The sequence below is a fragment of the Kaistia sp. MMO-174 genome, assembly GCF_037147815.1.
Taxonomy (GTDB): domain Bacteria; phylum Pseudomonadota; class Alphaproteobacteria; order Rhizobiales; family Kaistiaceae; genus Kaistia; species Kaistia nematophila.
Map to the genome: position 1 here is coordinate 883,634 of NZ_JBBCUO010000001.1, position 23,580 is coordinate 907,213.

At 68.3% G+C, this 23,580-nt stretch carries 20 protein-coding genes and 1 riboswitch; of the genes, 10 read left to right on the top strand and 10 right to left on the bottom strand.

Going from position 1 to position 23,580, the window contains the following annotated elements:
* Positions 1-17: 17 nt before the first annotated feature.
* The gene (gene thrC / locus WFK98_RS03900; protein ID WP_336799330.1) at positions 18-1,424 is read right to left on the bottom strand and encodes a threonine synthase; all 1,407 of its coding nucleotides are present in this window, start codon (positions 1,422-1,424) and stop codon (positions 18-20) included.
* Positions 1,425-1,592: 168 nt separating this feature from the next.
* On the opposite strand from thrC, the gene WFK98_RS03905 reads away from it, so the two are divergent.
* The 6 genes from WFK98_RS03905 to WFK98_RS03930 all read left to right on the top strand — a co-directional run bounded on the left by WFK98_RS03905 (position 1,593) and on the right by WFK98_RS03930 (position 8,276).
* A complete protein-coding gene (locus WFK98_RS03905) occupies positions 1,593-2,243 on the top strand; it encodes a hypothetical protein (protein ID WP_336799331.1) in 651 nt (216 codons plus the stop codon).
* A 125-nt stretch (positions 2,244-2,368) separates the two neighbouring features.
* Positions 2,369-2,467, top strand: a riboswitch (glycine riboswitch).
* A gap of 170 nt (positions 2,468-2,637) precedes the next feature.
* Positions 2,638-3,774, top strand: a complete 1,137-nt coding sequence (gene gcvT / locus WFK98_RS03910; RefSeq protein ID WP_336799332.1) for a glycine cleavage system aminomethyltransferase GcvT — start codon at positions 2,638-2,640, stop codon at positions 3,772-3,774.
* A gap of 24 nt (positions 3,775-3,798) precedes the next feature.
* Complete coding sequence (gene gcvH, locus WFK98_RS03915) at positions 3,799-4,170, top strand: glycine cleavage system protein GcvH (protein ID WP_336799333.1); 372 nt, start codon at positions 3,799-3,801, stop codon at positions 4,168-4,170.
* 31 nt (positions 4,171-4,201) lie between these two features.
* Positions 4,202-5,545: an aminomethyl-transferring glycine dehydrogenase subunit GcvPA gene (gene gcvPA, locus WFK98_RS03920; protein WP_336799334.1), complete on the top strand. Its 1,344-nt coding sequence runs from the start codon at positions 4,202-4,204 to the stop codon at positions 5,543-5,545.
* Positions 5,542-7,122, top strand: a complete 1,581-nt coding sequence (gene gcvPB, locus WFK98_RS03925) for an aminomethyl-transferring glycine dehydrogenase subunit GcvPB (protein ID WP_336799335.1) — start codon at positions 5,542-5,544, stop codon at positions 7,120-7,122. Before gcvPA ends, gcvPB begins: the two co-directional genes overlap by 4 nt.
* Before the next feature lie 215 nt (positions 7,123-7,337).
* Entirely contained in the window at positions 7,338-8,276 is a 939-nt protein-coding gene (locus WFK98_RS03930; protein ID WP_336799336.1) for a formyltransferase family protein, read from the top strand.
* Here WFK98_RS03930 and WFK98_RS03935 read toward each other — a convergent pair.
* From WFK98_RS03935 to WFK98_RS03945, 3 genes are all read right to left on the bottom strand, one after another.
* On the bottom strand, positions 8,273-8,701 hold the full coding sequence (locus WFK98_RS03935; RefSeq protein WP_336799337.1) for a DUF1284 domain-containing protein: 429 nt from the start codon (positions 8,699-8,701) through the stop codon (positions 8,273-8,275). The two genes, WFK98_RS03930 and WFK98_RS03935, sit on opposite strands and share 4 nt — an antisense overlap.
* 10 nt (positions 8,702-8,711) lie before the next feature.
* Entirely contained in the window at positions 8,712-9,392 is a 681-nt protein-coding gene (locus tag WFK98_RS03940; RefSeq protein ID WP_336799338.1) for an HAD family hydrolase, read from the bottom strand.
* A 185-nt stretch (positions 9,393-9,577) separates the two neighbouring features.
* Positions 9,578-11,017 (bottom strand): vWA domain-containing protein, encoded by a 1,440-nt coding sequence (locus WFK98_RS03945; RefSeq protein ID WP_336799339.1) that lies wholly within the window; start codon positions 11,015-11,017, stop codon positions 9,578-9,580.
* A gap of 200 nt (positions 11,018-11,217) precedes the next feature.
* On the opposite strand from WFK98_RS03945, the gene WFK98_RS03950 reads away from it, so the two are divergent.
* Positions 11,218-12,342 carry a site-specific DNA-methyltransferase gene (locus tag WFK98_RS03950; protein WP_336799340.1) on the top strand — a complete coding sequence of 375 codons (1,125 nt, stop codon included), beginning with the start codon at positions 11,218-11,220 and terminating at the stop codon, positions 12,340-12,342.
* A gap of 57 nt (positions 12,343-12,399) precedes the next feature.
* On the opposite strand, the gene WFK98_RS03955 is transcribed toward WFK98_RS03950, so the two are convergent.
* The 3 genes from WFK98_RS03955 to WFK98_RS03965 all read right to left on the bottom strand — a co-directional run bounded on the left by WFK98_RS03955 (position 12,400) and on the right by WFK98_RS03965 (position 14,469).
* On the bottom strand, positions 12,400-13,308 hold the full coding sequence (locus tag WFK98_RS03955) for an NAD(P)/FAD-dependent oxidoreductase (RefSeq protein ID WP_336799341.1): 909 nt from the start codon (positions 13,306-13,308) through the stop codon (positions 12,400-12,402).
* Positions 13,298-13,759: an Rrf2 family transcriptional regulator gene (locus tag WFK98_RS03960; protein ID WP_266339839.1), complete on the bottom strand. Its 462-nt coding sequence runs from the start codon at positions 13,757-13,759 to the stop codon at positions 13,298-13,300. Before WFK98_RS03960 ends, WFK98_RS03955 begins: the two co-directional genes overlap by 11 nt.
* Positions 13,760-13,824: 65 nt before the next feature.
* Positions 13,825-14,469 (bottom strand): HAD family hydrolase, encoded by a 645-nt coding sequence (locus WFK98_RS03965; protein ID WP_266339840.1) that lies wholly within the window; start codon positions 14,467-14,469, stop codon positions 13,825-13,827.
* 329 nt (positions 14,470-14,798) lie between these two features.
* On the opposite strand from WFK98_RS03965, the gene WFK98_RS03970 reads away from it, so the two are divergent.
* On the top strand, positions 14,799-18,005 hold the full coding sequence (locus WFK98_RS03970; RefSeq protein WP_336799342.1) for a hypothetical protein: 3,207 nt from the start codon (positions 14,799-14,801) through the stop codon (positions 18,003-18,005).
* 41 nt (positions 18,006-18,046) lie between these two features.
* Here the strand turns inward: WFK98_RS03970 and mutY are convergent, their stop codons facing one another.
* A complete protein-coding gene (gene mutY, locus WFK98_RS03975) occupies positions 18,047-19,138 on the bottom strand; it encodes an A/G-specific adenine glycosylase (protein WP_336799343.1) in 1,092 nt (363 codons plus the stop codon).
* Between the two features lie 7 nt (positions 19,139-19,145).
* A complete protein-coding gene (locus tag WFK98_RS03980) occupies positions 19,146-20,774 on the bottom strand; it encodes an ABC-F family ATP-binding cassette domain-containing protein (protein WP_336799344.1) in 1,629 nt (542 codons plus the stop codon).
* A 236-nt stretch (positions 20,775-21,010) separates the two neighbouring features.
* Here WFK98_RS03980 and WFK98_RS03985 point away from each other — a divergent pair, with 236 nt between their 5' ends.
* On the top strand, positions 21,011-21,826 hold the full coding sequence (locus tag WFK98_RS03985) for a class I SAM-dependent methyltransferase (protein ID WP_266339844.1): 816 nt from the start codon (positions 21,011-21,013) through the stop codon (positions 21,824-21,826).
* Here the strand turns inward: WFK98_RS03985 and WFK98_RS03990 are convergent.
* Positions 21,823-22,746, bottom strand: coding sequence for a LysR family transcriptional regulator (locus WFK98_RS03990; RefSeq protein WP_336799345.1), 924 nt, complete (start codon positions 22,744-22,746; stop codon positions 21,823-21,825). The two genes, WFK98_RS03985 and WFK98_RS03990, sit on opposite strands and share 4 nt — an antisense overlap.
* Positions 22,747-22,855: 109 nt before the next feature.
* Here WFK98_RS03990 and WFK98_RS03995 point away from each other — a divergent pair, with 109 nt between their 5' ends.
* Positions 22,856-23,572 (top strand): SDR family oxidoreductase, encoded by a 717-nt coding sequence (locus tag WFK98_RS03995; RefSeq protein ID WP_336799346.1) that lies wholly within the window; start codon positions 22,856-22,858, stop codon positions 23,570-23,572.
* The last annotated feature ends 8 nt before the right edge of the window (positions 23,573-23,580 follow it).

The window sequence follows — 23,580 nt, forward strand, 5'->3', positions numbered from 1 at the left end:
GCTTCAGGAGCCATGCTTCACACCTTTTCGTGGATGGCGCGGGCCCGGGCTTCGACGAAGCGGGCGATGGCACCGATATTGTTGGGAAGAACGGTAAAGCGCTCTTCCCGCTGCATGAGGTCGCCGAGCCAGAGCGGCAGGGCGGGATGGATGCCGGTGGCTGCCTCGACCGCGGCCGGGAACTTCGCCGGATGCGCCGTCGAGAGCGTCACCATCGGCGAGCCGGTCTCGGGCTGGCGCGCGGCGACCGAAAGCGCCACGGCGGTGTGCGGGTCGGCGAGATAGCCGGCGGCCGCCAGCGTGTCGCGCATCGTCGTCTCGGTCTCGGCTTCGCTGGTGCGGCCGGCGGCGAATTCACCGCGGATGCCCGCGAGCGCCGATTCGGGCAGGGTGAACGCGCCGGACTGGCCGAGGCCGTCCATCAGGCGACGGACGGCGTCGCCGTCGCGGCCGGCCGCCTCGAACAAGAGCCGCTCGAAGTTGGACGAGATCTGGATGTCCATCGAGGGCGACTGCGTCGGCACAACGCCCGTCATCTCATAGCGGCCACTTTCGAGCGTGCGCGCCAGGATGTCGTTGGTGTTGGTGGCGATCACCAGCCGGTCGACCGGCAAGCCGATCTTCTTCGCGACATAGCCGGCGAAGACATCGCCGAAATTGCCGGTCGGCACGGTGAAGGAAACCGAGCGTGCCGGCGCGCCGAGCGAAAGCGCGGCGGTGACGTAATAGACCACCTGCGCGACGATGCGGCCCCAGTTGATCGAATTGACGCCGGAGAGCGAGACACGATCACGGAATCCGTGGTCGTTGAACAGGCCCTTCACGATCGCCTGGCAGTCGTCGAACGTGCCTTCGAGCGCGATGGCGTGGACGTTGGCGTCGTGCACCGTCGTCATCTGGCGCTGCTGCACCGGGGAGACGCGGCCATGCGGGAACAGAATGAAGATGTCGGTGGCGGCCCGGCCGCGGAACGCCTCGATCGCGGCGCCGCCCGTATCGCCCGACGTCGCGCCGACGATGGTGGCGCGACGGCCGCGCTCGGCCAGGACATGATCCATCAGCCGCGCCAGCAACTGCATCGCCACGTCCTTGAAGGCGAGCGTCGGGCCGTGGAAGAGCTCGAGGATGAAGCTGTTCGGTCCCGTCTGCACCAGCGGGGCGACGGCCGGATGACGGAAGGTCGCGTAGGCCTCGGCGCACATGCGCGCGAGGTCCGCATCGGCGATCTCGCCGGCGACGAAGGGATGAATCACCGCATAGGCGATCTCAGGATAGGGGCGCCCGGCCAGGCGCGCGAAGCTCTCGGAGGAAAATGCCGGCCATGTCTCGGGGACATACAGGCCGCCATCGCGTGCGAGCCCTGCCAGAAGAACGTCGGAGAAGCCGAGCGCGGGGGCTAGACCGCGCGTGCTCACATATTTCACGGAAGAAACGCCTCCACATGCGGCGAGACTTGTAGCCAGCCGCTCTTTGTTGCAACCCTATCGTCGCGTGATGCGGCGGGCAAGGTGCGGCGGGCGGTCGGCCACTCAGTCGCCAAAGATCAATCGGACTGTTATAGACGTCGCGCATCAGCGTCGAGGATTATTGGGATGCATGGTTCTTCTTTTGGTGGCCCGGCCGGGTCGCGCCGCCTTCTGACACTCGCGTCGGCCGTAGCCCTGGCCGGTCTGGTTTCCGCCTGCTCCAGCGTGAGCGACGGTTCTTCCGGCGGCGGCAACGTCGTCAACAACGCTCTTTTCGGCGCGCCGAACAAAAATCTGCAGAACGCCACGATCGTCAACGCCGAGAATTTCGGCTTCGCGGTTGACTGCCCGCCGGTGGCGATCCGTCCCGGCACGGAAGAATTGAAGGTGATCGCCAACGGCAAGCCGGATCCGCTGACCGGCGCTGGTCCGCCGGTCGTCTACCAGGCGACGATCAACGACACGGCGCGCGAGTGCTTCAAGTCGCCGAATGGCGGCGTCGTGGTGAAGCTCGGCGTCAAGGGGCGCGTCGCCGCCGGGCCGGCCGGCAAGGCGCAGACCGTCAACGTGCCGCTGCGCATCGTCGTCATGGAAGGCCGCGACAAGGTCCTGAAGTCCGACCTGGCCCGGATCCCCGTCTCGCTGGCGGCCCCGAGCTATGCGGCCGACTTTACCAAGATCGATGATTCGATCGTCGTGCCGCTCAGCGAAGGCAATACTGACTTCCGCATCTATGTCGGCTTCGATGACAAGGCGGCCGGCAAGGGCCGCGGCTGATAGCACGGGCGAATTCGTCATGGCGCGGGCATTCCGATTGACAGGGATGCCCGTGATCCGCCACTAACGAGACAAGCTGGATCCGTGTCGCGATCCAGCCGAGTCGGCGGCCCTGGTCGCCGGCTGAACGACCGCCGGGAGAGACCGAAGGGGTGAGAGCCTCGTCGGCGCCGAAGGAGCAACCGCCCCGGAAACTCTCAGGCCAACGGACCGGACGGTCGGCGACGCTCTGGAAAGCAGCCCTTGCCGCATGCGGCGAAGGCTCACCGAAGGAGTAGCCGCGTTCGCCGCATGGCGGGGCGGGAAATCTCTCAGGTTCTCAGACAGAGGGGGCGCGGAACAGGCCGGATTGGGCCTGCCCGTGCCATTTGGACCCTGTCGAGGATTCTGATGCATGGCTCATTCGGCCGATCTCGAGACGCCGCTTGCCGACCTCCATCGCGAGCTATGCGCCCGCATGGTGCCGTTCGCCGGCTATTCCATGCCGGTGCAATACCCCAAGGGAATTCTGGCCGAGCACAACTGGACGCGTGAGAGCGCCGGCCTGTTCGACGTCTCCCACATGGGACAGGCCTTCCTGGTCGGCCCCGACCACGCCACCACGGCCCGCGCGCTCGAGGCGCTGACGCCGGGCGATTTCCAAGCGCTGGCGCCGGGCCGCATCCGCTACACGCTTCTGACGACGCCGGAAGGCGGCATCATCGACGACCTGATGGTGACGCGCTCCGCCGATCCGAACGAGGACGGCACGCTGACGCTGGTCGTCAACGCCGGCCGCAAGGCGATCGATTACGCCCATATCGCCGCCAACCTGCCCGAGGGCGTCGTGCTGGAACCGGCCGAGGATCTGGCGCTGGTGGCGCTGCAGGGCCCGAGGGCGGCCGAGGTGCTGGCGCGCCACTGCCCCGACGCTGCCTCGATGGGCTTCATGACTGCCGCGCGCCTCGCCTTTGACGGCATCGACTGCCATGTCAGCCGTTCCGGCTATACCGGCGAGGATGGCTACGAGATCTCCGTCGAGGCGGATGATTCCGAGGCGCTGGTCCGCATCCTCCTCGCCGAGCCGGAGGTCGAGCCGATCGGCCTCGGTGCGCGCGATTCGCTCCGCCTCGAGGCCGGGCTCTGCCTCTATGGCCATGACATCGACGAGGCCACGTCGCCCGTCGAGGCCGATCTCGGTTTCGCGCTCGCCAGGCGCCGCCGCGCCGAGGGAGGTTTTCCTGGCGCCGGCCGCATCCTTGGTGAACTGGCAGCCGGCCCGGCCCGGCTGCGCGTCGGCATCAAGCCCGAGGGCAGGGCGCCAGCCCGCGAGGGCACCGAGATCCGCGACGCCTCTGGCACCACCATCGGCATCGTCACCTCGGGCGGCTTCGGCCCGACCGCCGGCGGCCCCGTCGCCATGGGTTATATCGCGGCCGAACACGCCGCGCCCGGCACGCCGGTGACGCTCCTGGTGCGCGGCAAGGATCTTGCTGCGTCCGTCGTCGCCTTGCCCTTCGTTCCACACCGCTATTTCCGCAAACAAGCCTGAACGGCGCTTCCAGGGAAAATCATCATGACCGTCTATTTCACCAAGGACCATGAATGGATCCGGCTCGAGGGCGACCAGGCCCTCGTCGGCATCACCGACTATGCCCAGTCGCAACTGGGCGACGTCGTCTATGTCGAGTTGCCGGAAGTCGGAAAGACCTTCGCCAAGGGCGACGACGCGGCCGTGGTCGAATCCGTCAAGGCGGCGAGCGACGTATACGCGCCGGTTTCCGGCGTCGTCGTCGCCGTCAACGCGGCGCTCGAAAAGTCGCCGGCCATGATCAACGACGCGCCTGAGAGCGACGGCTGGTTCTGGAGGCTGACGCTGACGGAGCCCGGCGAACTCGACGGCCTGCTCGACGAGGCGGCCTACAAGGCCTTCATCGACACGCTCTGACGCCTCCCGATCCACTCTGAACGGTAGTCCCATGCGCTATCTTCCCCATTCCGAGGCCGACCGGCAGGCGATGCTGGCGGCGATCGGCGTCGGCTCGATCGACGATCTCTTCGCCGACATTCCCAAGGATCTTCGCGTCCACGGCCTGGACCTGCCCAGGGCCGCCGGCGAGATGTCGGTCGAACGCACGCTCGGCCGTCTCTCCGCCCGCAACGTGGCGGCCTCCTCGGTGCCGTTCTTCGTCGGCGCCGGCGCCTACAAGCATCATGTGCCCGCCACCGTCGATCACCTGATCCAGCGTTCGGAGTTCCTGACCTCCTACACGCCCTACCAGCCGGAAATCACCCAGGGCACGCTGCAGGTCCTGTTCGAATTCCAGACGCAGATCGCGCACCTGACCGGCATGGAGGTGGCGAACGCCTCGATGTATGACGGCTCGACCGCGACGGTAGAAGCCGTGCTGATGGCGCATCGCCTGACCAAGCGGAAGAAGGCCGTCCTCTCCGGTGGCTTGCATCCGCAGTATCGCGCCGTCGTCGAATCGCTGTCGCCGATGGCAGGCGACACGGTCGAGGCGCTGCCGGCCGATCCGGATGCGACCGAAGATATCCTGGCCTCGATCGATGCCGAGACTTCCTGCGTCGTGGTGCAGTCGCCCTCCGTCTATGGCCATCTGATCGATCTCGCTCCGATCGCGGCGAAGGCGCATGAGGTCGGGGCGCTGCTGATCGCCGTCTTCACCGAGGTCATCTCGCTCGGCCTGATCGAGCCTCCGGGTGCTCAGGGCGCCGACATCGTCGTCGGCGAAGGCCAGTCGATCGGCAATGCGCTCTCCTTCGGCGGCCCCTATGTCGGGCTGTTCGCGACCCGCCAGAAATTCGTCCGCCAGATGCCGGGCCGGCTCTGCGGCGAGACCGTCGACGCCGAAGGCCGGCGCGGCTTCGTGCTGACGCTTTCCACCCGCGAGCAGCACATCCGCCGCGACAAGGCGACGTCGAATATCTGTACGAATTCAGGGCTTTGCGCGCTGGCATTCACGATTCATATGACGCTTCTCGGCCAGACCGGCCTGGCGCGGCTGGCGCGGATCAACCACGCCAATGCAGTGAAGCTCGCTGAATCGCTTTCTGCGCTGCCGGGCGTAACCCTCTTGAATGACTCGTTCTTCAACGAGTTCACGATCCGCCTGCCCGGCAATGCTGCCGACATCGTCGAGAAGCTGGTGGCGAAGGGCGTGCTCGCCGGCGTGCCGGCCTCGCGCCTCGAACCCGGCAAGGCGGAACTCGCCGATCTCCTGATCGTCGCCTCGACCGAAGTGAACTCGGATGATGACCGCGCCGCCTTCGTCGCAGCGCTTTCGGAGGTGCTCGCATGAGCATGAACAGCCAGGGTCGCCCCACCGTCGCTGCCACCGCCGCGACCTCCGACCTGCCCGATACCTTCACCGGCAACCGCGCCCTGCAGATCGAGGAAGCGCTGCTGTTCGAGGTTGGCCGCGATGACGTCACCGGCGTCGATCTCGACGAGCCGGCCGAATTCACGCCGCGCCTCGGCAAGCTCGCCCGCAAGCAGCCGATCGACCTGCCCGGCCTCTCCGAGCCGGAGACGATGCGCCACTATGTGCGCCTGAGCCAGAAGAACTACTCGATCGATAGCGGCCTCTATCCGCTCGGCTCGTGCACGATGAAGCACAATCCGCGTCTCAACGAGAAGATGGCGCGGCTGCCGGGCATCGGCGACGTGCATCCGCTGCAGCCGCTTTCCACCGTCGGCGGCGCGGTCGAGCTGATGGCCGAGCTCGGCCGCTGGCTGCTCGAGATGACCGGCATGACCTCGGTCGCCCTGTCGCCCAAGGCGGGCGCGCATGGCGAGCTTTGCGGCATGATGGCGATCAAGGCCGCCATCGCGGCCAAGGGCGAGACGCGCAACATCGTGCTGGTGCCGGAATCGGCGCACGGCACCAACCCGGCCACCGCCGCCCTGATCGGCTTTAAGGTCGTGACGGTCCCGGCGCGGGCCGACGGCACGGTCGACCCGGAGGCGGTCAAGGCGCTGCTGTCGCCCGACGTCGCCGCGATCATGCTGACCAACCCGAACACCTGCGGCCTGTTCGAGCGCGACGTCGTCGAGATCGCCGCGGCGATCCATGCGGCGGGCGCGTATTTCTACTGCGACGGCGCCAATTTCAACGCCATCGTCGGCAAGGCCAAGGTTGGCGAACTCGGCGTCGATGCCATGCACATCAACCTGCACAAGACCTTCTCGACGCCGCATGGCGGCGGCGGCCCGGGCGCTGGGCCGGTGGTGCTTTCCGAGCGCCTCGCCGCCTTCGCGCCGCTGCCCTTCATTCGCATGGAGGGGAACGACCCGGTGCTGGTCGAGAGCGAAGCGGCGCTCAAGCCGGGCGAAACCCCCTTCGGCCGCATGACTGCCTTCCATGGCCAGATGGGCATGTTCGTGCGGGCGCTGTCCTACATGCTGTCGCACGGCTCGGACGGGCTGCAGCAGGCGTCGGAGGACGCCGTGCTCAACGCCAACTATGTCCGCGCCGGCCTGCGCGACCTGATGAGCCAGCCTTCCGGCGACCGCACCTGCATGCATGAGGTGCTGTTCGACGACACCTTCCTGGAGGGCACAGGGGTCTCGACGCTCGATTTCGCCAAGGCGATGATCGACGAGGGCTATCACCCGATGACGATGTATTTCCCGCTCGTCGTCCATGGCGCGATGCTGATCGAGCCGACGGAATCGGAATCGAAGGCCTCGCTCGACCTCTTCATCGCCACGCTGCGCGATCTGGTGATGAAGGCGAAGGCGGGCGAGCTGGAGCGCTTCCAGCAGGCGCCGCGCTACGCACCCCGTCGCCGCCTGGATGAGACGCGCGCCGCGCGTTCGCCCAAGCTCAAATGGGAAAAGCCGGAGCCCTGGGCGGAAGCCGCCGCGGCGGAGTAGGCTGTCCCCCTCCGGTCGCGGCCGGAGGGGCTATCCCTTCGAATTGCTGCCGACCACGACGGCGGCGACGGCGCCGAGCAGCGGGCCGGCGACGAGGGCCGGCTTGGCGTAGGGCTTGCGAAGGCTCATTGCAGTATGCTCCCGTTCTGATTCGTCGACGGTAGCACGGGATTCCGTAAAGTAAACGACATCGGTCGCGACGTAGGGAGGCGGCGTTGGCGCTGACCGCGCTCTTTCTCGGCAGTCCGTCCCCGGCTCCCGCTGCGGTGGTCGCCCGCTGGTTGGCGAGCGGCCATCGCATCGCGGCGTTCTGGACCGCCGCCGGGCACGAGGATCACTGGCGCCATGATCGGCGGCTCGGCCGCGTCGCGCCGCAATGGTCGCTCGGGCGCCGCCTGCGGTCGGCCGGCGTGCCGCGGATCGAGGTTCCCCGCCTTGCGTCCTGGCCGGACGCTGTGCGCCTGGCTCGGGAAGCCGGTGCCGACGTGCTCATCTCCGCCTATTTCGAGCACCGCGTCCCGCCGGAGATGCTCGCGCTCTTTCCGGGCCGGGCCTTCAACTTCCATCCTTCGCTCCTGCCGCGATATCGCGGTCCGACGCCGGTGCAGGCGATGATCCTCGATCGGGCAGCAGACGCGGCCGGGATCACGCTCCATCTTCTCGCGCCGGCGATCGATGCCGGCGCCATCGTGGCGCAGACGGAGGTCACCTTTCCGCAGCCGCGATATTCGGTGTCGCTCGCCCATGCCGCGGCCGATCTGGTCGATGCGATTCCATCCTTCCTGGCCGGGCGGATCGCCGCGCGGCCGCAGGATGAGAGCCGGGCCTCCTATGTCCGCGTCCAGCCGGCACGGGATTTCGTTCTTTCCGAGGATCTGACGGCCGCGACGATCGCCTGGCGATGTCGGGCCATGCCCTATTTTCGAGCGCCCGCCATCCGCGCCCTGCCGGGGCGCGACGCCATCGGCTTCGTGCGGGAGCTGGGGCCGCCGACCGGAGCTCCGCCGCGCGCCGGCTGGTTTTCCGCCGATTTCGACGCCGCCGACCAGCGTGTCCGCGTGCGGCTGCGGTTTGGCGGCTGGCGTCGGCTGGACCGGTGGCGGCACTTCTGGATGCTGCGGCGAACGCCGGTGCTGAACGGGCCCTGCCGCTAGCGGCCGCCCGAGAGGCGAGCACCGTCGAAGCCGGCGCCGGCGATCGTGTCGCAGAGTCCCGACCATTCGCAGCCGCCGCAGGCGGTGCGCGAGGTTCCCGCTGCAAAGGCGGCGCGGAAGCGGGCGAGCAGGGCGGCGTCGAGCGCGAAGCGGTAGCCGGGGGCGACCGTCGCGCCGAGCATGTCCGAAGCCGCGGCGGCTGCCTGTGCGTCGCGCACCAGCACGCTGTCGTTGTGGCAATGCGGCGCTTCGGTCGCGAGCAGCGGCGCGCAGACGTCGTCGGGTCCGGCGACGATCTCGATGTCTTCGCCGCGCGTCAGTCGCGCGGCGATCTTGTCGTAGTTGGCGCAGAAATCCGGCGTGTAGCCCTTGCCGACATAGGTCAGCATGCAGAGCAGGTGATGGGCGCGCAGCCGGACCGTCATGGCCGGGGCGTCAGACCTCGTCCGGATGCCAGGAGGCGAGCGCCTCGATGGTGGCCGGCAGGTCGCGCATGCGGTTGATGACCGTGATGGCGCCGGCGGCGGTCAGCGCGTCGGCGTGGCCCGGCCAGGAGTGCGAGCCGCCGGTGAAGCCGACGACGCGCATGCCTGCGGCGCGGCCGGCGTGGACGCCATGGGTCGAATCCTCGATGACGATGCAATCCTTGGGATCGACGCCGAATTCGGCCGCGCCATGCAGGTAGACGTCGGGAGCCGGCTTCGGCTGCTTGTTGCGGACGGCGACGGCCGAGAAGATGTAGGGACGGAAGCGGTCGTAGAGCGCCGTTTTGGTCAGCGAGATCTTCAGCCGCTCGGGCGAGGAGTTCGAGCAGATGCAACGCGGATAGTCGAGGCGGTCGAGCATCTCCTGTACGCCGGGGATGATGCTCAGCTCCTTGGCCAGCCGCTCGTCGAGCGCCCTGTCGGTCTCGGCGTGGAAGTTCTCCGGCAGCGCGTGGCCCATATCGGCTTCGATCAGCTTGGAGATCCGGTCCCAGGTCAGGCCGGCGAAGCGATGCGACATTTCCTCGACCGAGATGTCGTAGCCGATGGCGGTGAGCCGCTCGCTGTCGACGCGCGAGGACAGGATTTCGGAATCGACGAGCACTCCGTCGCAATCGAAGAGGACAAGCATGGAGGACTTTCCGGTCAGTCTGTGCGGGAACCCGGGAGGTGGAGGCCCGTCGGCCGAGATCGCGCGTTGCAGGAGAGGAGGGACCGGGCGCCTGCCGCGGTCCATCCGGGAAATACGCGGGTTCTCTATCAGATCGGGACGGAACTGTCTCGTTCCGATGCCCGGCCGAGCCCGCGTCGGGCGGCCTAGCGCACCGTCAGCGGCGCGCGGGCGAAGATCGCGGTTCCGTCGCCGGCGATGTAGCGGAGCTCGTAGCTGCCGGCTTCCGTCGGGACGTCGAGCGTGACCGACGGGCGGTCCGGGCGGATGCGCGCCAAGGTCACATGCTCGCCGGCCTGCATGTCGGCGCGGGCGATGACGACGTCGTCGAATCGGGCCGCCGGGCCTTTCCAGTCGACCTTGATCTGGCTGCCGGCCTTGGCGCTGTCGGGGCCGTTCAGCGAGGCTGAGGGCGGGTCGACGGTGAAGACGGTGCTGGCGGCGACCGAATTGTCGGCGGCCGATCGGTAGCGCACCTCGTAGCGGCCGGCGGCGATCGGCGCCGTGAAGGTGAGGGCGCGGCCGTCCTTGTTGACCTTCAGGCTCGCCAGCTTGGTCTCGGCGAGCTCCGGTGCGATCTCGATGGCATCGGATGCGACGGCGGGGCCGGACCAGGCCACGCTGAAGGGCGCGCCGGCCCCGACATGCTCGGGCACGGCGACGGTGGTCGGCTGCACCTCGACGTCGATCGACTGGGTCGCCAGCACGACGTTGAGCTCGGGATGGTAGTAACGGACCTCGTAGGTGCCGGGTTCGGCCGGGGCGCGCAGCTTGCGCATCTTGCCGTCCTTGGCGACGAGCACGCTGCGGATTTCCGAGCCGGCCGGCAGGCCCGGCCAGACGATCTGCACGCGGTCGCCCTTGGCCTTGGGGCCGTCATAGGCGACATCGAACACGCTCGACTGGATGACCTTGGCCGGCGCCTCGATATGGGCCGCGGGCAGGTTCGGCGGCGGCGCCTTGGCGGCCGCAAGCGCGGCGGCGAGGCCGCCGGCGACGTCGGTGCCGTCCTTGGCGTTGATGAACTTGCCGCCGGTCATCTCGGCCAGGCAGGCAACGCTCTCGATGTCCTTGTCCTCGAGGCCGAGGCCGATCACTTCCACCGTCAGGTCCTTGGCGCGCTTGGCGAGCGATTCCGCCAGCACGCAGGGATTGGCGTCGCAGGCCTCGACCTTGTCGACGAAGACGATGACGGTGGCGCGTTCCTTCTTGTAGTCGAGGGCGTTGGCGGCGCGCTCGACGGCGACGGCGAGCGGCGCCTTGCCGCGAGGCTGAAGCTTGGCCGCCGCCGCGGCGGCGAGATCGTTGTTGTTGCGCTGGGGCCGGAGGACGACCTCGGCATCCGAGCAGCTGGTCTTGCTCTTGGCGCCGAAGGCGAGGACGCCGATGCGTGCCTCGGTCGGGAAGTCGGCGACGGCCGTCTCGACGCTGTCGGCCACCAGATCTATCTTTCGGTCGCGTCCGAGCTTGCCGCCCATCGAGGCGGAAGCGTCGAGGACGAGCATCACGTCGTCGGCGAGCACGCTGACGCTGGTGGCGCAGAGAAGAGCCAGCGCAGCCGGCAGGGCAAGAAAACCGCGGATCATGGTGGCCTCGATGGTGTGGCCCGGCGCCGGGCCCGTTCGAGGCGGAACCATAGACCAAGACTTTGGGCGAAACGATGCCGAAGGCGGCAAAATCGTGCGATTTCGCATGGTTAGAATTGATTAACCATGCTTCGTAACGGGTCCTTCACCCTGTTCGCTAACCATAGGCGCATGTTTTGTTGCGTCGGGGAGTTGGGAAAATGAAGGCACTTGCGCGGAAGCCGGCCGAGATCGCGAACCAGGCACCCTGGCTCGACACCATCATCAAGGGCGATTGCGTCGCCGCGTTGGAGAAGCTGCCGTCGGCATCCGTCGACCTCGTCTTCGCCGACCCGCCCTACAACCTGCAGCTCGAAGGCGGATTGACCCGCCCGGACCATTCGGTCGTCGATGCCGTCGACGATCACTGGGACAAGTTCGACAGCTTCGAGGCCTATGACGCCTTCACCCGTGCCTGGCTGCTGGCCGTGCGCCGCGTCCTGAAGCCGGATGGCGCGCTCTGGGTCATCGGCTCCTATCACAACATCTTCCGCGTCGGCGCGATGCTGCAGGACCTCGGCTTCTGGATCCTGAACGACGTCGTCTGGCGCAAGGCCAACCCGATGCCGAACTTCCGCGGCAAGCGCTTCACCAACGCGCATGAGACGATGATCTGGGCGTCGCGCGGGCAGGGCTCGAAATACACCTTCAACTACGAGGCCATGAAGGCCTTCAACGATGACGTCCAGATGCGCTCCGACTGGCTGCTGCCGATCTGCACCGGCGGCGAGCGGCTGAAGGGCGAGGACGGCCAGAAGGTCCATCCGACCCAGAAGCCGGAAGCGCTGCTGGCCCGCGTGATGCTGGCCTCGTCGAAGCCCGGCGATGTCATCCTCGATCCGTTCTTCGGCTCCGGCACCACCGGCGCCGTCGCCAAGCGTCTCGGCCGTCATTTCGTCGGCGTCGAGCGCGAGCAGACCTATATCGACGCCGCCCGCGCCCGCATCGACGCGGTCGAGACGGCGCCGGCCGCCGCCCTGGAACTGCTGAAGGGCAAGCGCGCCGAGCCGCGCATTCCGTTCGGCACGCTGCTGGAGCGCGGACTGATCGTTCCGGGCGCCGTGCTGACCGATTCCCGTGGTCGCCACCAGGCCCGCGTCCGGGCCGACGGCTCGCTGGAGGCGGGTGCGCTGGTGGGCTCGATCCACCGCGTCGGCGCGCTGGTGCAGGGTTTCGACGCCTGCAACGGCTGGACCTTCTGGCACGTCCACCACAACGGACGGCTGACCTCGATCGACGATCTCCGCAAGGTCGTCCGCGACGAACTGGCTGCAGCCGGAGGCTGAGCCGACGCCGCGGGGCTCCGGTCCCGCGGTGTCCTGTTTGACCGCTGGTGTGTCGGATCAGGCCGCCAGCGGTTCGAATATCAGCGCCTGGTGCGCCGAGGTCCCGGCCATGACGCCATCCGCCGAGGCAAAGGTGGCGTTATGCATGCCGCGGGCGATGTCGCCGGCGGCGTAGACGCCCGGAACCGTCGTCATCTTCATGGCGTCGGTGAGGATCACCGGTCCCAGAATGCCTTCCTCGAAGGCGCAGCCGAGCTGCTCGGCGATCGGGCTCGCCATCCGCGTGCGCGAGCCGGTGAAGATGGCATCGAGCGCGACGACGCGGCCATCCTCGAGCCGCACTCCCGACAATTCCGTCTCCGTTCCTTCCAGCGCCACGACCCTGGCCGGTTCGATCGCGACGTTCCTGTGTTGCAGCTGGCCGAGCGTATCGGCATCCGGCATCGCGCCGCCGTTGAGGAAGAAGGTCGTCGGCCCCCAGTCGGGCAGCATCAGCGCCTGGTGCACCGACTTTTCCATGACGTTGAGGGCCCCGAGCCGCCGGCCCTTGAACTCGTAGCCGTGGCAATAGGGGCAATGCAGCACCGACTTGCCCCACTTGCCGGCGAGGCCGGGAATGTCGGGAAGCTCGTCGACGACGCCGAAGGCCAGGACGAGCTTGGCGGCCTGAAGCGTCTCGCCCATGCCGAGATCGACGGCGAAGCCGTCCGGAATCGCATGGGCATGGATCGCCGTGCCGCCGACGAAATGGACGTTCGGATAGGCGAGAAGCTTTTCGCGCGCCTGGGCGATCATGGCGCGGGGCGCGGCGCCGTCCTGGCCGAAGAAGCCGTGCGAGGCGGCGGCGAAGCGGTTGCGCGGCGTGTCGCTGTCGACGACGCAGACGGAGCGCCCGGCGCGGGCGAGCTGCATGGCGGCCGAAAGCCCGGCATAGCTGCCGCCGATGATGATGGCGTCATGAGGCATGGCTGATGTCCTTCTCTGTACCGCGCCTGGCGAGGTAGCGCTGGTGGAAGTCGGCTGCGAGGGCGGCCAGCGTGACGGCGCCGAGGCGCTCCATCAGGAGCTGTTCGGCCTCCTGGAAGGCGCTCTCCAGCGACGCGTTGACGGCCTGCTCGACCAGGCAGGCCGGATTTTCGGAGCGATGGCCGAGCGCGAAGACCGGCGGCGACCCGAGGGCGACGTAGATGTCGTCGAGGGTGACTGCAGCGGGATCGCAGATGACGGTCCAGCCGCCGCCATGGCCCTTTTCCGAATGGACGAAGCCGGCGTCGCGCAGCCCGGCCATGATCCGGCGGACGACGACCGGATTGGTCGACATCATCTCGGCGAGGCGCTCCGAGGTGATCGGCTCGCCGGCCTCGAGCATGTGGAGGAGGACGTGCAGGACGCCCGAAAGTCTGCTGTCGTGTCTCATGAAACAAATAATGTTACATGAGATGCGGCGTTGTCAACCAGGCGGGGTCAGGGGGAGGGCGCGGGTCAAGCGTTCGGGACGCCGTCGACCGCAATGCGATCGAGCTCGATGCCATGGCGGGCGAGGTCGGCGCGCATGGTCGCCGCGTCGATGAACTGCTCCGCCTGCCAGCCGGCCGCCCGCGCCCCTTCGACATTCGCCGCGTTGTCGTCGAAGAACAGCGTTGCCGCAGGCGTCAGGCCGAAGGTATCGGCGTGCAGCCGGTAGATCTCGGGTTCGGGCTTCACGAGCGCGACGCGGCCGGAAACCGTGACGCCGCGAAACCGGCGCAGATAGGGAAAGCGCTCCTGCGCCTCGATGAAGGTATCTTCGGCGAAGTTGGTCAGCGCGGTGACGTCGTGGCCGTTCGAGATCAGCTGGTCCAGTATGCCGGGCGTTTCCTCCAGCGAGCCCGGCACCATCTCGTGCCAGTGGGCGCGCCAGGCCCGTATCCGCGCTTCCTGTTCCGGGAATTGCGCGATCAGCTCCGTCTCGGCGTCGGCCCAGCTGCGGCCGCGATCCTGTTCCAGGTTCCAGTCATGCGTGCAGATTTCGGCGAGGAAGCGCTGACGCTCCCGGTCGTCGGGGATCAGGCGACGGAAGGGGATCTCCGGATCCCAGCGCAGCAGGACATTGCCGATGTCGAAGACGATGTGCCGGATCTCGCTCATGGGCGTTCGCTCCTGAATGTCTTGAAACATATCCTTGAAACGACTGACTGCCTGCAGTGTCGTTTTCTTCATGACGCTGTGAAGGCAGTCACTGACAATTTCGCGTGCCTTAATAATGTTCCCGCTGGCTGGAAGTTCTGCCGTGGCGTAGATTCCGGCCAAAGAAGATCAGCTTGCTTCGTGTCTGGGACTGCGGCTCTTCTAACCTCTGCTTGGCCGCTGCCCGCGCCACGGATGACGTTCCGGGAGAGGCGACCATGTTTACGGGCTCGATGACGGCGCGGTGCAAAGCCAGCGCGGAATCGGCATTTTTCTCATCACGAAGCTGGATGCGGCGCCTATCGGGCGCCGTTTTGCTGTCGCTGGCCGGCGCGGGCTTCGCCGCCAATCCGGCAGGCGCCCAGTCGCAACAGGCGATCGTCGGGCCCGAGGATGCCGTCGTTACCGGCTTCTCCGGCGCGGCGACGGGGCCGGCGCCGAACGGCGCCGACCCGCTCGATTATCTCGTCATACCGCCGGATGGTCCCGCTGCTCGCGTTATCGACCTGTCGCGACTGGGCGGGCAGGGCGGGCTGTCGGACGTCGCCAAGCCGTTCACGGTCAAGGCCGGCCAGGTCGGGCAGGTGTTCGGCGTCGCGCTCGACGATGCGCCGGCGCCCTCGATCTATCTCGCCGCGACGTCGGCCTATGGTCTGTCGATCGGCCTCGCAGACGCATCGGGCGGTGGCTTCAAGCGGCTGCTGCACGGCCTGCAGGGCGCCGAGTTCCTTCCCAACCAGTTCGGCCCGGCGGCGCAGCGCGGTGGCCCGACCTCGATCTGGCGCGTCGATGGCACCACCGGCCAGGTCACGCTCTTCGCCAATATCGGCGATGAGGGCGTCAACGCCGCCGCTTCGCTGGGAGGCCTCGCCTATGACCCGCGCAGCCAGCAGATCTTCGCCGCCGACCGCGCGACCGGACTGATCCACAAGCTCAGCCTTGATGGCACGGACCGCGGCACCTTTGACCACGGGCTGGAGGCCCGCCCCGCCAACGGCCTGGCCGAGGCGCCGCTGACCCCCGTCACCGTCGATATCGCCAGCCAGTCCTTCGATACGGAGCAGCCGGCGACCTGGGGCTATGCCGATCCCGAGCGCCTGGTCTTCGCGCTCGCCATGCGGGACGACCGCCTGTTCTATTCCGTCGCCGCCGGGCCGGAGATCTGGTCCGTCGGCATCAACCGCGACGGCTCCTTCGCCCGTGATGCGCGCTTCGAGACCGCCGTGGAGGCGCTTGGCCCGGGCATGGAGGTGTCCTCCATCGCCTTCGACAATCGCGGCCTGCTCTATGTGGCCGAACGCGCGCCGCCGACCGGCGCCTATGATTTCACCAACGTCGCGGAGGGCGGCAACAGCCGCGTGCTGCGTTTCCGCGCGAAGACGCGGGTCGATTCCGAGCCTGGCCTGTGGCAGCCGGTGCCCGAGCAATATGCCGTTGGCCAACTGCCGGACTACCGCAATGCCGATGGCGGCGTCGCCCTCGGCCGCGGCTATGATTCCAGCGGCCGCATCCAGATGAACGCCTGCGCCGTCACGCTCTGGTCGACCGGCGAGCAGCTTCTGGGCGATGCGCCTTCCGTCGAACCCGTGGACGGCCTGCAGGGCAACGACACCCAGCTTGTGCTGCCCACCAACGCGCCGCCGACCAACAGCTGGTTCATCGCCTATGGCGACAAGCCGGGCGACAGGTCATTCTCGGGCCATATGGGCGCCGTCGTCACGCTGCCCTGCGAGGCCGCGCCGGTGCCCGGTCGCCGCGTTGTAGCGCCGCCGCCGCCGCCGCGTTTCTCGGAACCGCTTCCCCCGCCGCCACCGGTGCTGCTCGGTTGCCCGGTCGGAACGTTCCTGGTCGGCGATACCTGCCTGCTGCCGCCCAGTTGCCCGATCGGAACGCGCTTCCGCGATGGCTACTGTGTCTCTATCGGCTGCCCGCCGGACATGATCCGTCTGAACGGCACCTGCCTTCCCCCGCCGATTCATTGCGAGCGTTACGAGACCTTCGTCGACGGGCGCTGCATTCCCTGGCGCTGCCCGCCGGATCTGGTCCGCATGCCCAACGGCTATTGCGGCTGCCCGCGTGACGAAATCTACGTCCGTGGCCAGTGCATCCCGCAGCGTTGCCCGCCGGACATGTTCATGACGCGCGACGGTCGCTGCCTGCCTCCGCAGGGATGCCGCCCGCCCATGTTCATGGATCGCAACGGTCGTTGCGTGCCGCCGGTCGGCTGCCGCCCGCCGCTGTTCATGGACCGCTATGGCCGTTGCGTTCCGCCGCAGGGCGAATGCCGCCCGCCGATGGTGCGCGACTTCAACGGCCGTTGCGTTCCGCCGCAGGGTGAGTGCCGCCCGCCGATGGTGCGCGACTTCAACGGCCGTTGCGTTCCGCCGCAGGGTGAGTGCCGCCCGCCGATGGTGCGCGACAACAACGGCCGTTGCGTGCCGCCGCAGGGCGAGTGCCGCCCGCCGATGGTGCGCGACTTCAACGGTCGCTGCGTGCCGCCACAGGGCGAGTGCCGCCCGCCGATGGTGCGCGACAACAACGGCCGTTGCGTGCCGCCACAGGGCGAGTGCCGCCCGCCGATGGTGCGCGACAACAATGGCCGTTGCGTGCCGCCTCAGGGCGATTGCCGCCCGCCGATGGTGCGCGACAACAATGGCCGTTGCGTGCCGCCGCAGGGCGATTGCCGCCCGCCGATGGTGCGCGACGACAACGGCCGTTGCGTGCCGCCGCAGGGCGATTGCCGCCCACCGATGGTGCGCGACAACAACGGCCGTTGCGTGCCGCCGCAGGGCGAATGCCGTCCGCCGCAGATCCGTGACGACAACGGTCGCTGCGTCGCGCCTCCGGGCCGTCCATGCCCGCGTGGCCAGGAGCGGGCCGACAATGGCCGTTGCCGCCCGGTCGCCCAGCAGGCCTGTCCGGATGGCCAGGTCCGGCGTGGCAACCGTTGCCTGCCGGTGGTCGCGCCGCCGGTCAATCCGGGCTCGGAGACGCCGAATTGTGGCCGTGGCCAGCGTCTGGTGAACGGTAGCTGCGTCGACATCCGCCGGCCGCAGCCGCAGTCGCAGGACTGCCCGGATGGGACGGTCTCGCGGCGTGGCCGCTGCGTGCCCACCCAGGCCCAGCAGCCGGATCGGCCGAATCGGCCGGCGCCGGTCGAATGCGGGCCCGACCAGCGTCTGCGCAATGGTCGTTGCGTCGACGTTCCGCCGCAGCGCCAGCGCATGCCTCGCGACCAGCAGGGCCAGCCGCAACAGCAGCCCGATCGCCAGCGGCCGGATACGCAGCAGCAACGCCAGCGGGACAATCAGCCCCAGCGCAACAACCAGCAGCAGGATCGCAAGCGGCCGGATTGCCCGGAAGGCACCACCTTCCGCCGCGGCCAGTGCATGCCGAACCAGCAGGGTGGCGGCGACAATCAGCAGCGGCCGCAGATCCGTCTGCGCGACCAGATCGAGAAGCTGCAGCAGCAACAGCAACAGCAACAGCAGCAATAGGCTGGCGCTTCAGAGTTGCGATGACGGCCGGTCCCCGGCCGTCATTTGCGTTTACGGGTCGCTCCGGGGGCCGCCGCCTCGATCGCCTTCTTCATCACGCTGGGCAGCGCCTCATGCGGCAGATCCGCCGCGCTCGCCCACCAGGCGTCGCCGGGCGCCGGATGCCGATCTGGCAGGCGGGCGTGCCAGATGTCGAGCGTCAGCCGGAAATGGGTGAAGACATGGATGACCGGCAGGGCGATGCGCTGCCAGTCGGCGGCGAGCGGCGCGGACTCGGGACCCGGCGACTTTTTTGCGCCCTGGATCCAGTCCGAGCCCGGAACCTCGGTCATGCCGCCGAGCAGGCCGCGCTCGGGCCGCTTGCGCAGCAAAATCGCGCCGTCGGCGCGGATGGCGACGAAGGCCGCTCCGGCGCGTTCCGGCCGGTCGGTCTTCTCCGCCTTGCGCGGATAGCGCTCTTCGGTGCCGCGCGCATGGGCGACGCAGGCCGTCTCCCACGGGCAGAGCGAGCAGGCAGGGCGCTTCGGCGTGCAGAGCGTGGCGCCGAGATCCATCATCGCCTGCGCATAGTCGCCGGCCCGCTCCAAGGGCGTCAGCTGCGCCTGCAGCGCGCCGATCTCCTTCTTGGCGGCGGGTAGCGGCGTCTCGATCGCGAAGATGCGCGACAGTACGCGCTCGACATTGCCGTCGACGACGGCGGCGGGCTCGTCATGCGCGATCGAGGCGATCGCCGCCGAAGTATAGGCGCCGATTCCCGGCAGTTCGCGCAGGCCGGCGGCGCTTTCGGGGAAACGGCCGCCATGGTCGCGCACCACCGCGTCGGCGCAGGCCTTCAGGTTGCGGGCGCGCGAATAATAGCCGAGCCCGGCCCAGGCCTTCATGACGTCCTCTGTCGGCGCGGCGGCGAGGTCTCCGACCGTCGGCCAGCGCGCGAGGAAGGCCTCGAAATAGGGCTTCACCGTCGTCACATTGGTCTGCTGCAGCATGATTTCCGAGAGCCACACCCGGTAGGGATCGGGCTTCACGCCGGCGCGGCGCTTCGCCGGCGGCGTGCGCCAGGGCAGCACGCGCGCATGGCGGTCGTACCAGGCGAGCAGGTCGGCGGGACGGGGCGGTTGGACGGGCTGAATCATGCCGGGATCATGCTGGAAAGGCCCTTGTCGCGCCAGCGAGCGGGAAGGAGATGCGACGTTCGATCCCGATGGCTTCCAGGAAATCCTCGTCATGGCTTGCGACGAGCAGGGCGCCGTCGAATTCGCGGAGCGCCGCCTCGATCGCCGCGATCGAATCGAAGTCGAGATGGTTCGTCGGCTCGTCGAGGATGAGCAGGCCGGGCGGCGTCGCGCCGCCGAGCACGCAGGCAAGTCCGGCCCGCAGCATTTCGCCGCCGGAAAGCGCATGCACCGGCTTCAGCGCCGCCTGGTTGCGATAGAGAAAGCGCGCCAGAACCATATGGGCGTGGTTGAGGCTGGCATCCGGATTGAAGCGGCGGAAATTCTCGACGATCGACAGCGTGGGATCGAGGAATTCGACGCTCTGGCCGAGCATGGCGCTGGCGACTGGGCGCTGGATGCGGCCGCCGGTCGGCTCCAGCCTTCCGGCCGCGAGCCGCAGCAGCGTCGACTTGCCCGCGCCATTGGCGCCGACCAGCGCGATACGCTCGGGCCCGGTGATGGTGAGGTTCAGCTGGTGGATCGTGGCCGGCAGGTCGGGATAGGCGAAGTCGACGTTCTCGAAGGCGAGAACGGCGCGCCCGGCCGGCAGGCCGGTCGAAGGCAGGCGCAGCGCCAGCGTCTCGACCCGCTCGACTTCCGCCACTGCGCTGGCGAGCAGCTCGGCCGCCTCCTGCCTCTGGCGCTCGGCGCGCTGGCCGAGGGCGCCGGCAGTGCGTTCGCTGCGATCGCGCTTGCCGTCGAGCAGAATCTTCGGCTGGTCGTTCCTGGCGCGGGCCCTGGCGCCACGGCTGTCGCGCTTCTGCTGGCGTTCGACGCTCGCCTGGATCCGGCGCTCCGTCGCCTTGGCCTCGGCCTTGGCGAGGTCGAGTTCCCGCGCGGCATTGGCGCGTTCCGCCGATTTGCGCTCGGCATAGAGGTCGTAGTTGCCGCCATACATGCGCACACCGAGCGCCGAGAGTTCGACGATGCGGTCCATGTCGCGCAGCAGCGCGCGGTCATGGCTGACGACGATCGCCCCCTTCTTCCAGCCGGCGAGGATACGGGCCACGGCGGCACGACCCTCGGCATCGAGGTTGTTGGTCGGCTCGTCGAGCAGGATCAGGTCGGGCTCGGCCAAGAGCAGCGCGGCGAGGCCGAGCCGGGTGCGCTGGCCGCCGCTGAGGCTCTCCATCGGGCGGGCGGAATCCAGCCCGGCGAGGTCGACGGCAGCAAGCGCATCGGCAAGCCGGGTTTCCAGCGTCCAGTCGGCCTCGACGAAATCCTCGTCGGTGCCGACGCCGCGCTCCAGCCGGCCGAGACGTTCGAGATCGGCGGCGATCCCGAGCGCGTCGGCGACGACCTCGCCGGGCTCGGGCTGCACGATCTGACGCAGCAGGCCGATGCGGCCGGCGCGGCTGACCGAGCCCCCTGAGGGCAGGGTCTCGCCGGTGATGATCTTCAGAAGGGTCGACTTGCCGACGCCGTTGCGGCCGACAAGTCCCGTGCGCTCGGCACCGAAGCCGAGGTCGATGTGATCGAGGAGGGGACGGCCTTCGGGGAGAGCAAACGAAACGTCATGCAGGGCCACGAGCGACGCGGCGGCGCGAAGAGACATGGGAGATACCGGAAAAAGAAGCAGGGCGCTGGTGGGCGCACCAAGGACAGGCGGGTTACGGCGATTACGCCGTCGCGGTGGCCTGCTGCTTCATTGTCCTGAACTCCTGTTCCGTCAGTGCGCCTTACTTAGAGACTTCGGGCCCGGTTGCCAAGTGGGCGATGAATTCTGGCCAAGGACCACCTTGCCGTGCATCCGGCCGCGCCTATTTCACCATCTGCGACCCAGAGGCCAGCATGGGCAGTGACAGCGCAAGGTTCGTCGGCGACATTCCCGAACACTATGATAGTGGTCTCGGGCCGGTTCTCTTTGCCGATTACGCGGAAGATGTCGCCCGTCGCGTTGCGGCGCTGAATCCGGCGCTGGTGTTGGAGATCGCGGCCGGAACCGGCATCCTCTCGCGCCGATTGCGCGACTATCTGCCGGCCAGCGTCCGCCTCACGGTCACCGACCTGAACGCACCGATGCTCGAACGGGCGCAGTCGAAGTTCCAGCCCGGCGAACAGGCGGACTTCCAGACGGCCGACGCCATGGTGCTGCCGTTCCGCGACAATTCCTTTGATGCGGTCGTCTGCCAGTTCGGCATGATGTTCTTTCCCGACAAGGGCCGCTGCGATCGCGAGGTGTTCCGCGTGCTGGAGCCGGGCGGGACCTATCTGTTCAGCACCTGGGGATCTCATGCCGACAATCCCTGCGGCCGGATCGCCCACGAAGTCATTTCGCGGTTCTTTCCCGCCGACCCGCCGCAATTCTATCACATCCCCTATTCCTGCTCGGACCCGTTGCCGATCCGCGCCTCGCTGGCGGAGGCAGGCTTTGTCGATATCGGCACCGACTTCGTGACGCGGCGCGGCGCCATTCCGGATGCGCGCGTGTTCGCGGATGGCCTTGTCTATGGCAATCCGACCATCGCCGAGGTTCGGGCGCGCGGCGGCGTCGATCCCGAAGCGCTGGTCGACGCGATCGCGACGGAACTGCGGCGTGAATTCGGTCCCGATCCCGGCCGGATGCCGATGCGAATCCTGGTGTTCCAGGCGAGAAAGCCGGGCTAGCCGGCTTCGTCCCAAGGGGCGACGGGCGAGAATCTCCCCACCAGCGCATCGACGACGACCCTGAGCTTGAGCGGAAGCGGGCGCTGGGCCGGCCAGAGCGCGTGGATCGGCAGCGCGTCGCTGGAAATGTCCGGCAGCACGGTCTCTAGCGTGCCAGCCCGCAAGGCCTGCCCCACGAGCCAGCCCGGCAGGCAGCCTATGCCGTGCCCTGAAATCACCGCGTCGGCGACCGCGTCGGAGCGGTCGAGCGCGAGGCGCGACGAAACCGCGACAACCCGCGTCGCGCCTTCCTGATCCGTCAGCCGCCAGCCCGATTGCCCGCCCCGCCGCCGTTCGAAAATGCAGGCATGTCCTGCGAGGTCCTCTATCTTTCGCGGCCGGCCGGCCCGTTCGAGATAGACGGGCGCGGCGCAAAGCTGCGTTGTCTGCGTACCCAAGCGGCGCGCGACCAGTCCCGACGCGTCGTCGAGCGCGCCGATGCGGACGCCGAGATCGATGCCCTCGGCGGTCAGGTCGGCCACGCGGTTGGAAAAGCCGATGTCGAGTTCCAGCCGGGGGTAGCGAGCCGAGAGTTCGAGCAGCAGCGGGAGGATCCATTGCCGGCCGAACAGGACCGGGATCTCGATTCGGAGCCGCCCGGCCGGCTCGCCTGAGCGTTCGGCGAGGCTCGCCTCGGCGCCGTCCAGCTCCGCGAGCGCCCGCAGGCAGCTTTCGCGGAAACGGACCCCCTCGTCGGTCAGGCTAAGGCTGCGCGTCGTGCGGTGGAAAAGCCGGGCGCCGAGCCGCGCCTCCAGCCGGGCGATACTCTTGCCCACGGCCGAGCGCGTCAGGCCCAGCCGCTCGGCGGCGGCGGTGAAGCTGCCGGCCTCGGCGGTTTCGACAAAGGCGGCGATGCCTTCAAAGCGGGATGTGGGGAGCATCCCGCATCATTCGGGAATTGGATTCCCGAGTAAAGGGACCGGGTGCCTGCATACGATCCCTCCATGCGCGAATAGGCTGCCTCATCGCCTCGCATCGAAAGGACAGGGCATGGCATTTCAGGACAGGACAGTCGCCATCATCGGCGGCGGATCGGGCTTCGGCCTTCGCGTCGCGCATGGCGTGATCGCCGGCGGCGGCACCGTCGTCATCGGTGGCCGCTCGCAGCAAAGGCTTGCCCACGCGGTGGCGGAGCTCGGTCCCTCGGCGCGGGCCCATCCGGTCGATCTTGAAGACCGACCCTCGATCGCCGCCTTCTTCGAGGCGGTCGGTTCGCTCGACCATCTCTTCGTGCCGGCCGCGACCTACAAGGTCGGCCCGATCACCGCGCTTTCGGACGAGGATGCCGAAAGCCCGTTCCGGACCAAGTTCTGGGGTCAGTATCATGCCGTGAAGGCAGCGATCCCGAGGATTTCGCAGGATGGTTCGATCGTGCTGATGGCGGGTGCTGCCGGCGCGCGGCCGCTGAAGGGCGCCGCCGCCTACGCCGCCTGCAACAGCGCCATCGAAGGGCTCGGCCGTGCGCTGGCGCTGGAGCTGGCGCCGGTGCGCGTCAACACCGTGTCGCCCGGCACCATCGACGGCCACCTCTGGCGCAGCCGTCCGGCCGAGGTCTATGAGGCGGCCTTCGCGCACTATTCGACGCTGACGGCGCTCGGTCGCCCCGGCACCGAGGACGAGGTCGCCGAGACCGTGCTGTTCCTGATGCGGAGCGGTTACATCACCGGCTCGTCGCTCTACCCCGATGGCGGCTACGCGCTGCGGTAGGGCGGATC

Coding starts and splice junctions, on each gene's coding strand:
- WFK98_RS03940 (WP_336799338.1), bottom strand. CDS start 9,392: ATGCTTGTCCTCTTCGATTGCGACGGAGTGCTCGTCGATTCCGAAATC.
- gcvPB (WP_336799335.1), top strand. CDS start 5,542: ATGAGCATGAACAGCCAGGGTCGCCCCACCGTCGCTGCCACCGCCGCG.
- WFK98_RS03945 (WP_336799339.1), bottom strand. CDS start 11,017: ATGATCCGCGGTTTTCTTGCCCTGCCGGCTGCGCTGGCTCTTCTCTGC.
- WFK98_RS03980 (WP_336799344.1), bottom strand. CDS start 20,774: ATGTCTCTTCGCGCCGCCGCGTCGCTCGTGGCCCTGCATGACGTTTCG.
- WFK98_RS03970 (WP_336799342.1), top strand. CDS start 14,799: ATGCGGCGCCTATCGGGCGCCGTTTTGCTGTCGCTGGCCGGCGCGGGC.
- WFK98_RS03955 (WP_336799341.1), bottom strand. CDS start 13,308: ATGCCTCATGACGCCATCATCATCGGCGGCAGCTATGCCGGGCTTTCG.
- gcvPA (WP_336799334.1), top strand. CDS start 4,202: ATGCGCTATCTTCCCCATTCCGAGGCCGACCGGCAGGCGATGCTGGCG.
- WFK98_RS03995 (WP_336799346.1), top strand. CDS start 22,856: ATGGCATTTCAGGACAGGACAGTCGCCATCATCGGCGGCGGATCGGGC.
- WFK98_RS03990 (WP_336799345.1), bottom strand. CDS start 22,746: ATGCTCCCCACATCCCGCTTTGAAGGCATCGCCGCCTTTGTCGAAACC.
- gcvH (WP_336799333.1), top strand. CDS start 3,799: ATGACCGTCTATTTCACCAAGGACCATGAATGGATCCGGCTCGAGGGC.
- WFK98_RS03935 (WP_336799337.1), bottom strand. CDS start 8,701: ATGACGGTCCGGCTGCGCGCCCATCACCTGCTCTGCATGCTGACCTAT.
- mutY (WP_336799343.1), bottom strand. CDS start 19,138: ATGATTCAGCCCGTCCAACCGCCCCGTCCCGCCGACCTGCTCGCCTGG.
- WFK98_RS03905 (WP_336799331.1), top strand. CDS start 1,593: ATGCATGGTTCTTCTTTTGGTGGCCCGGCCGGGTCGCGCCGCCTTCTG.
- WFK98_RS03965 (WP_266339840.1), bottom strand. CDS start 14,469: ATGAGCGAGATCCGGCACATCGTCTTCGACATCGGCAATGTCCTGCTG.
- WFK98_RS03985 (WP_266339844.1), top strand. CDS start 21,011: ATGGGCAGTGACAGCGCAAGGTTCGTCGGCGACATTCCCGAACACTAT.
- WFK98_RS03960 (WP_266339839.1), bottom strand. CDS start 13,759: ATGAGACACGACAGCAGACTTTCGGGCGTCCTGCACGTCCTCCTCCAC.
- WFK98_RS03950 (WP_336799340.1), top strand. CDS start 11,218: ATGAAGGCACTTGCGCGGAAGCCGGCCGAGATCGCGAACCAGGCACCC.
- gcvT (WP_336799332.1), top strand. CDS start 2,638: ATGGCTCATTCGGCCGATCTCGAGACGCCGCTTGCCGACCTCCATCGC.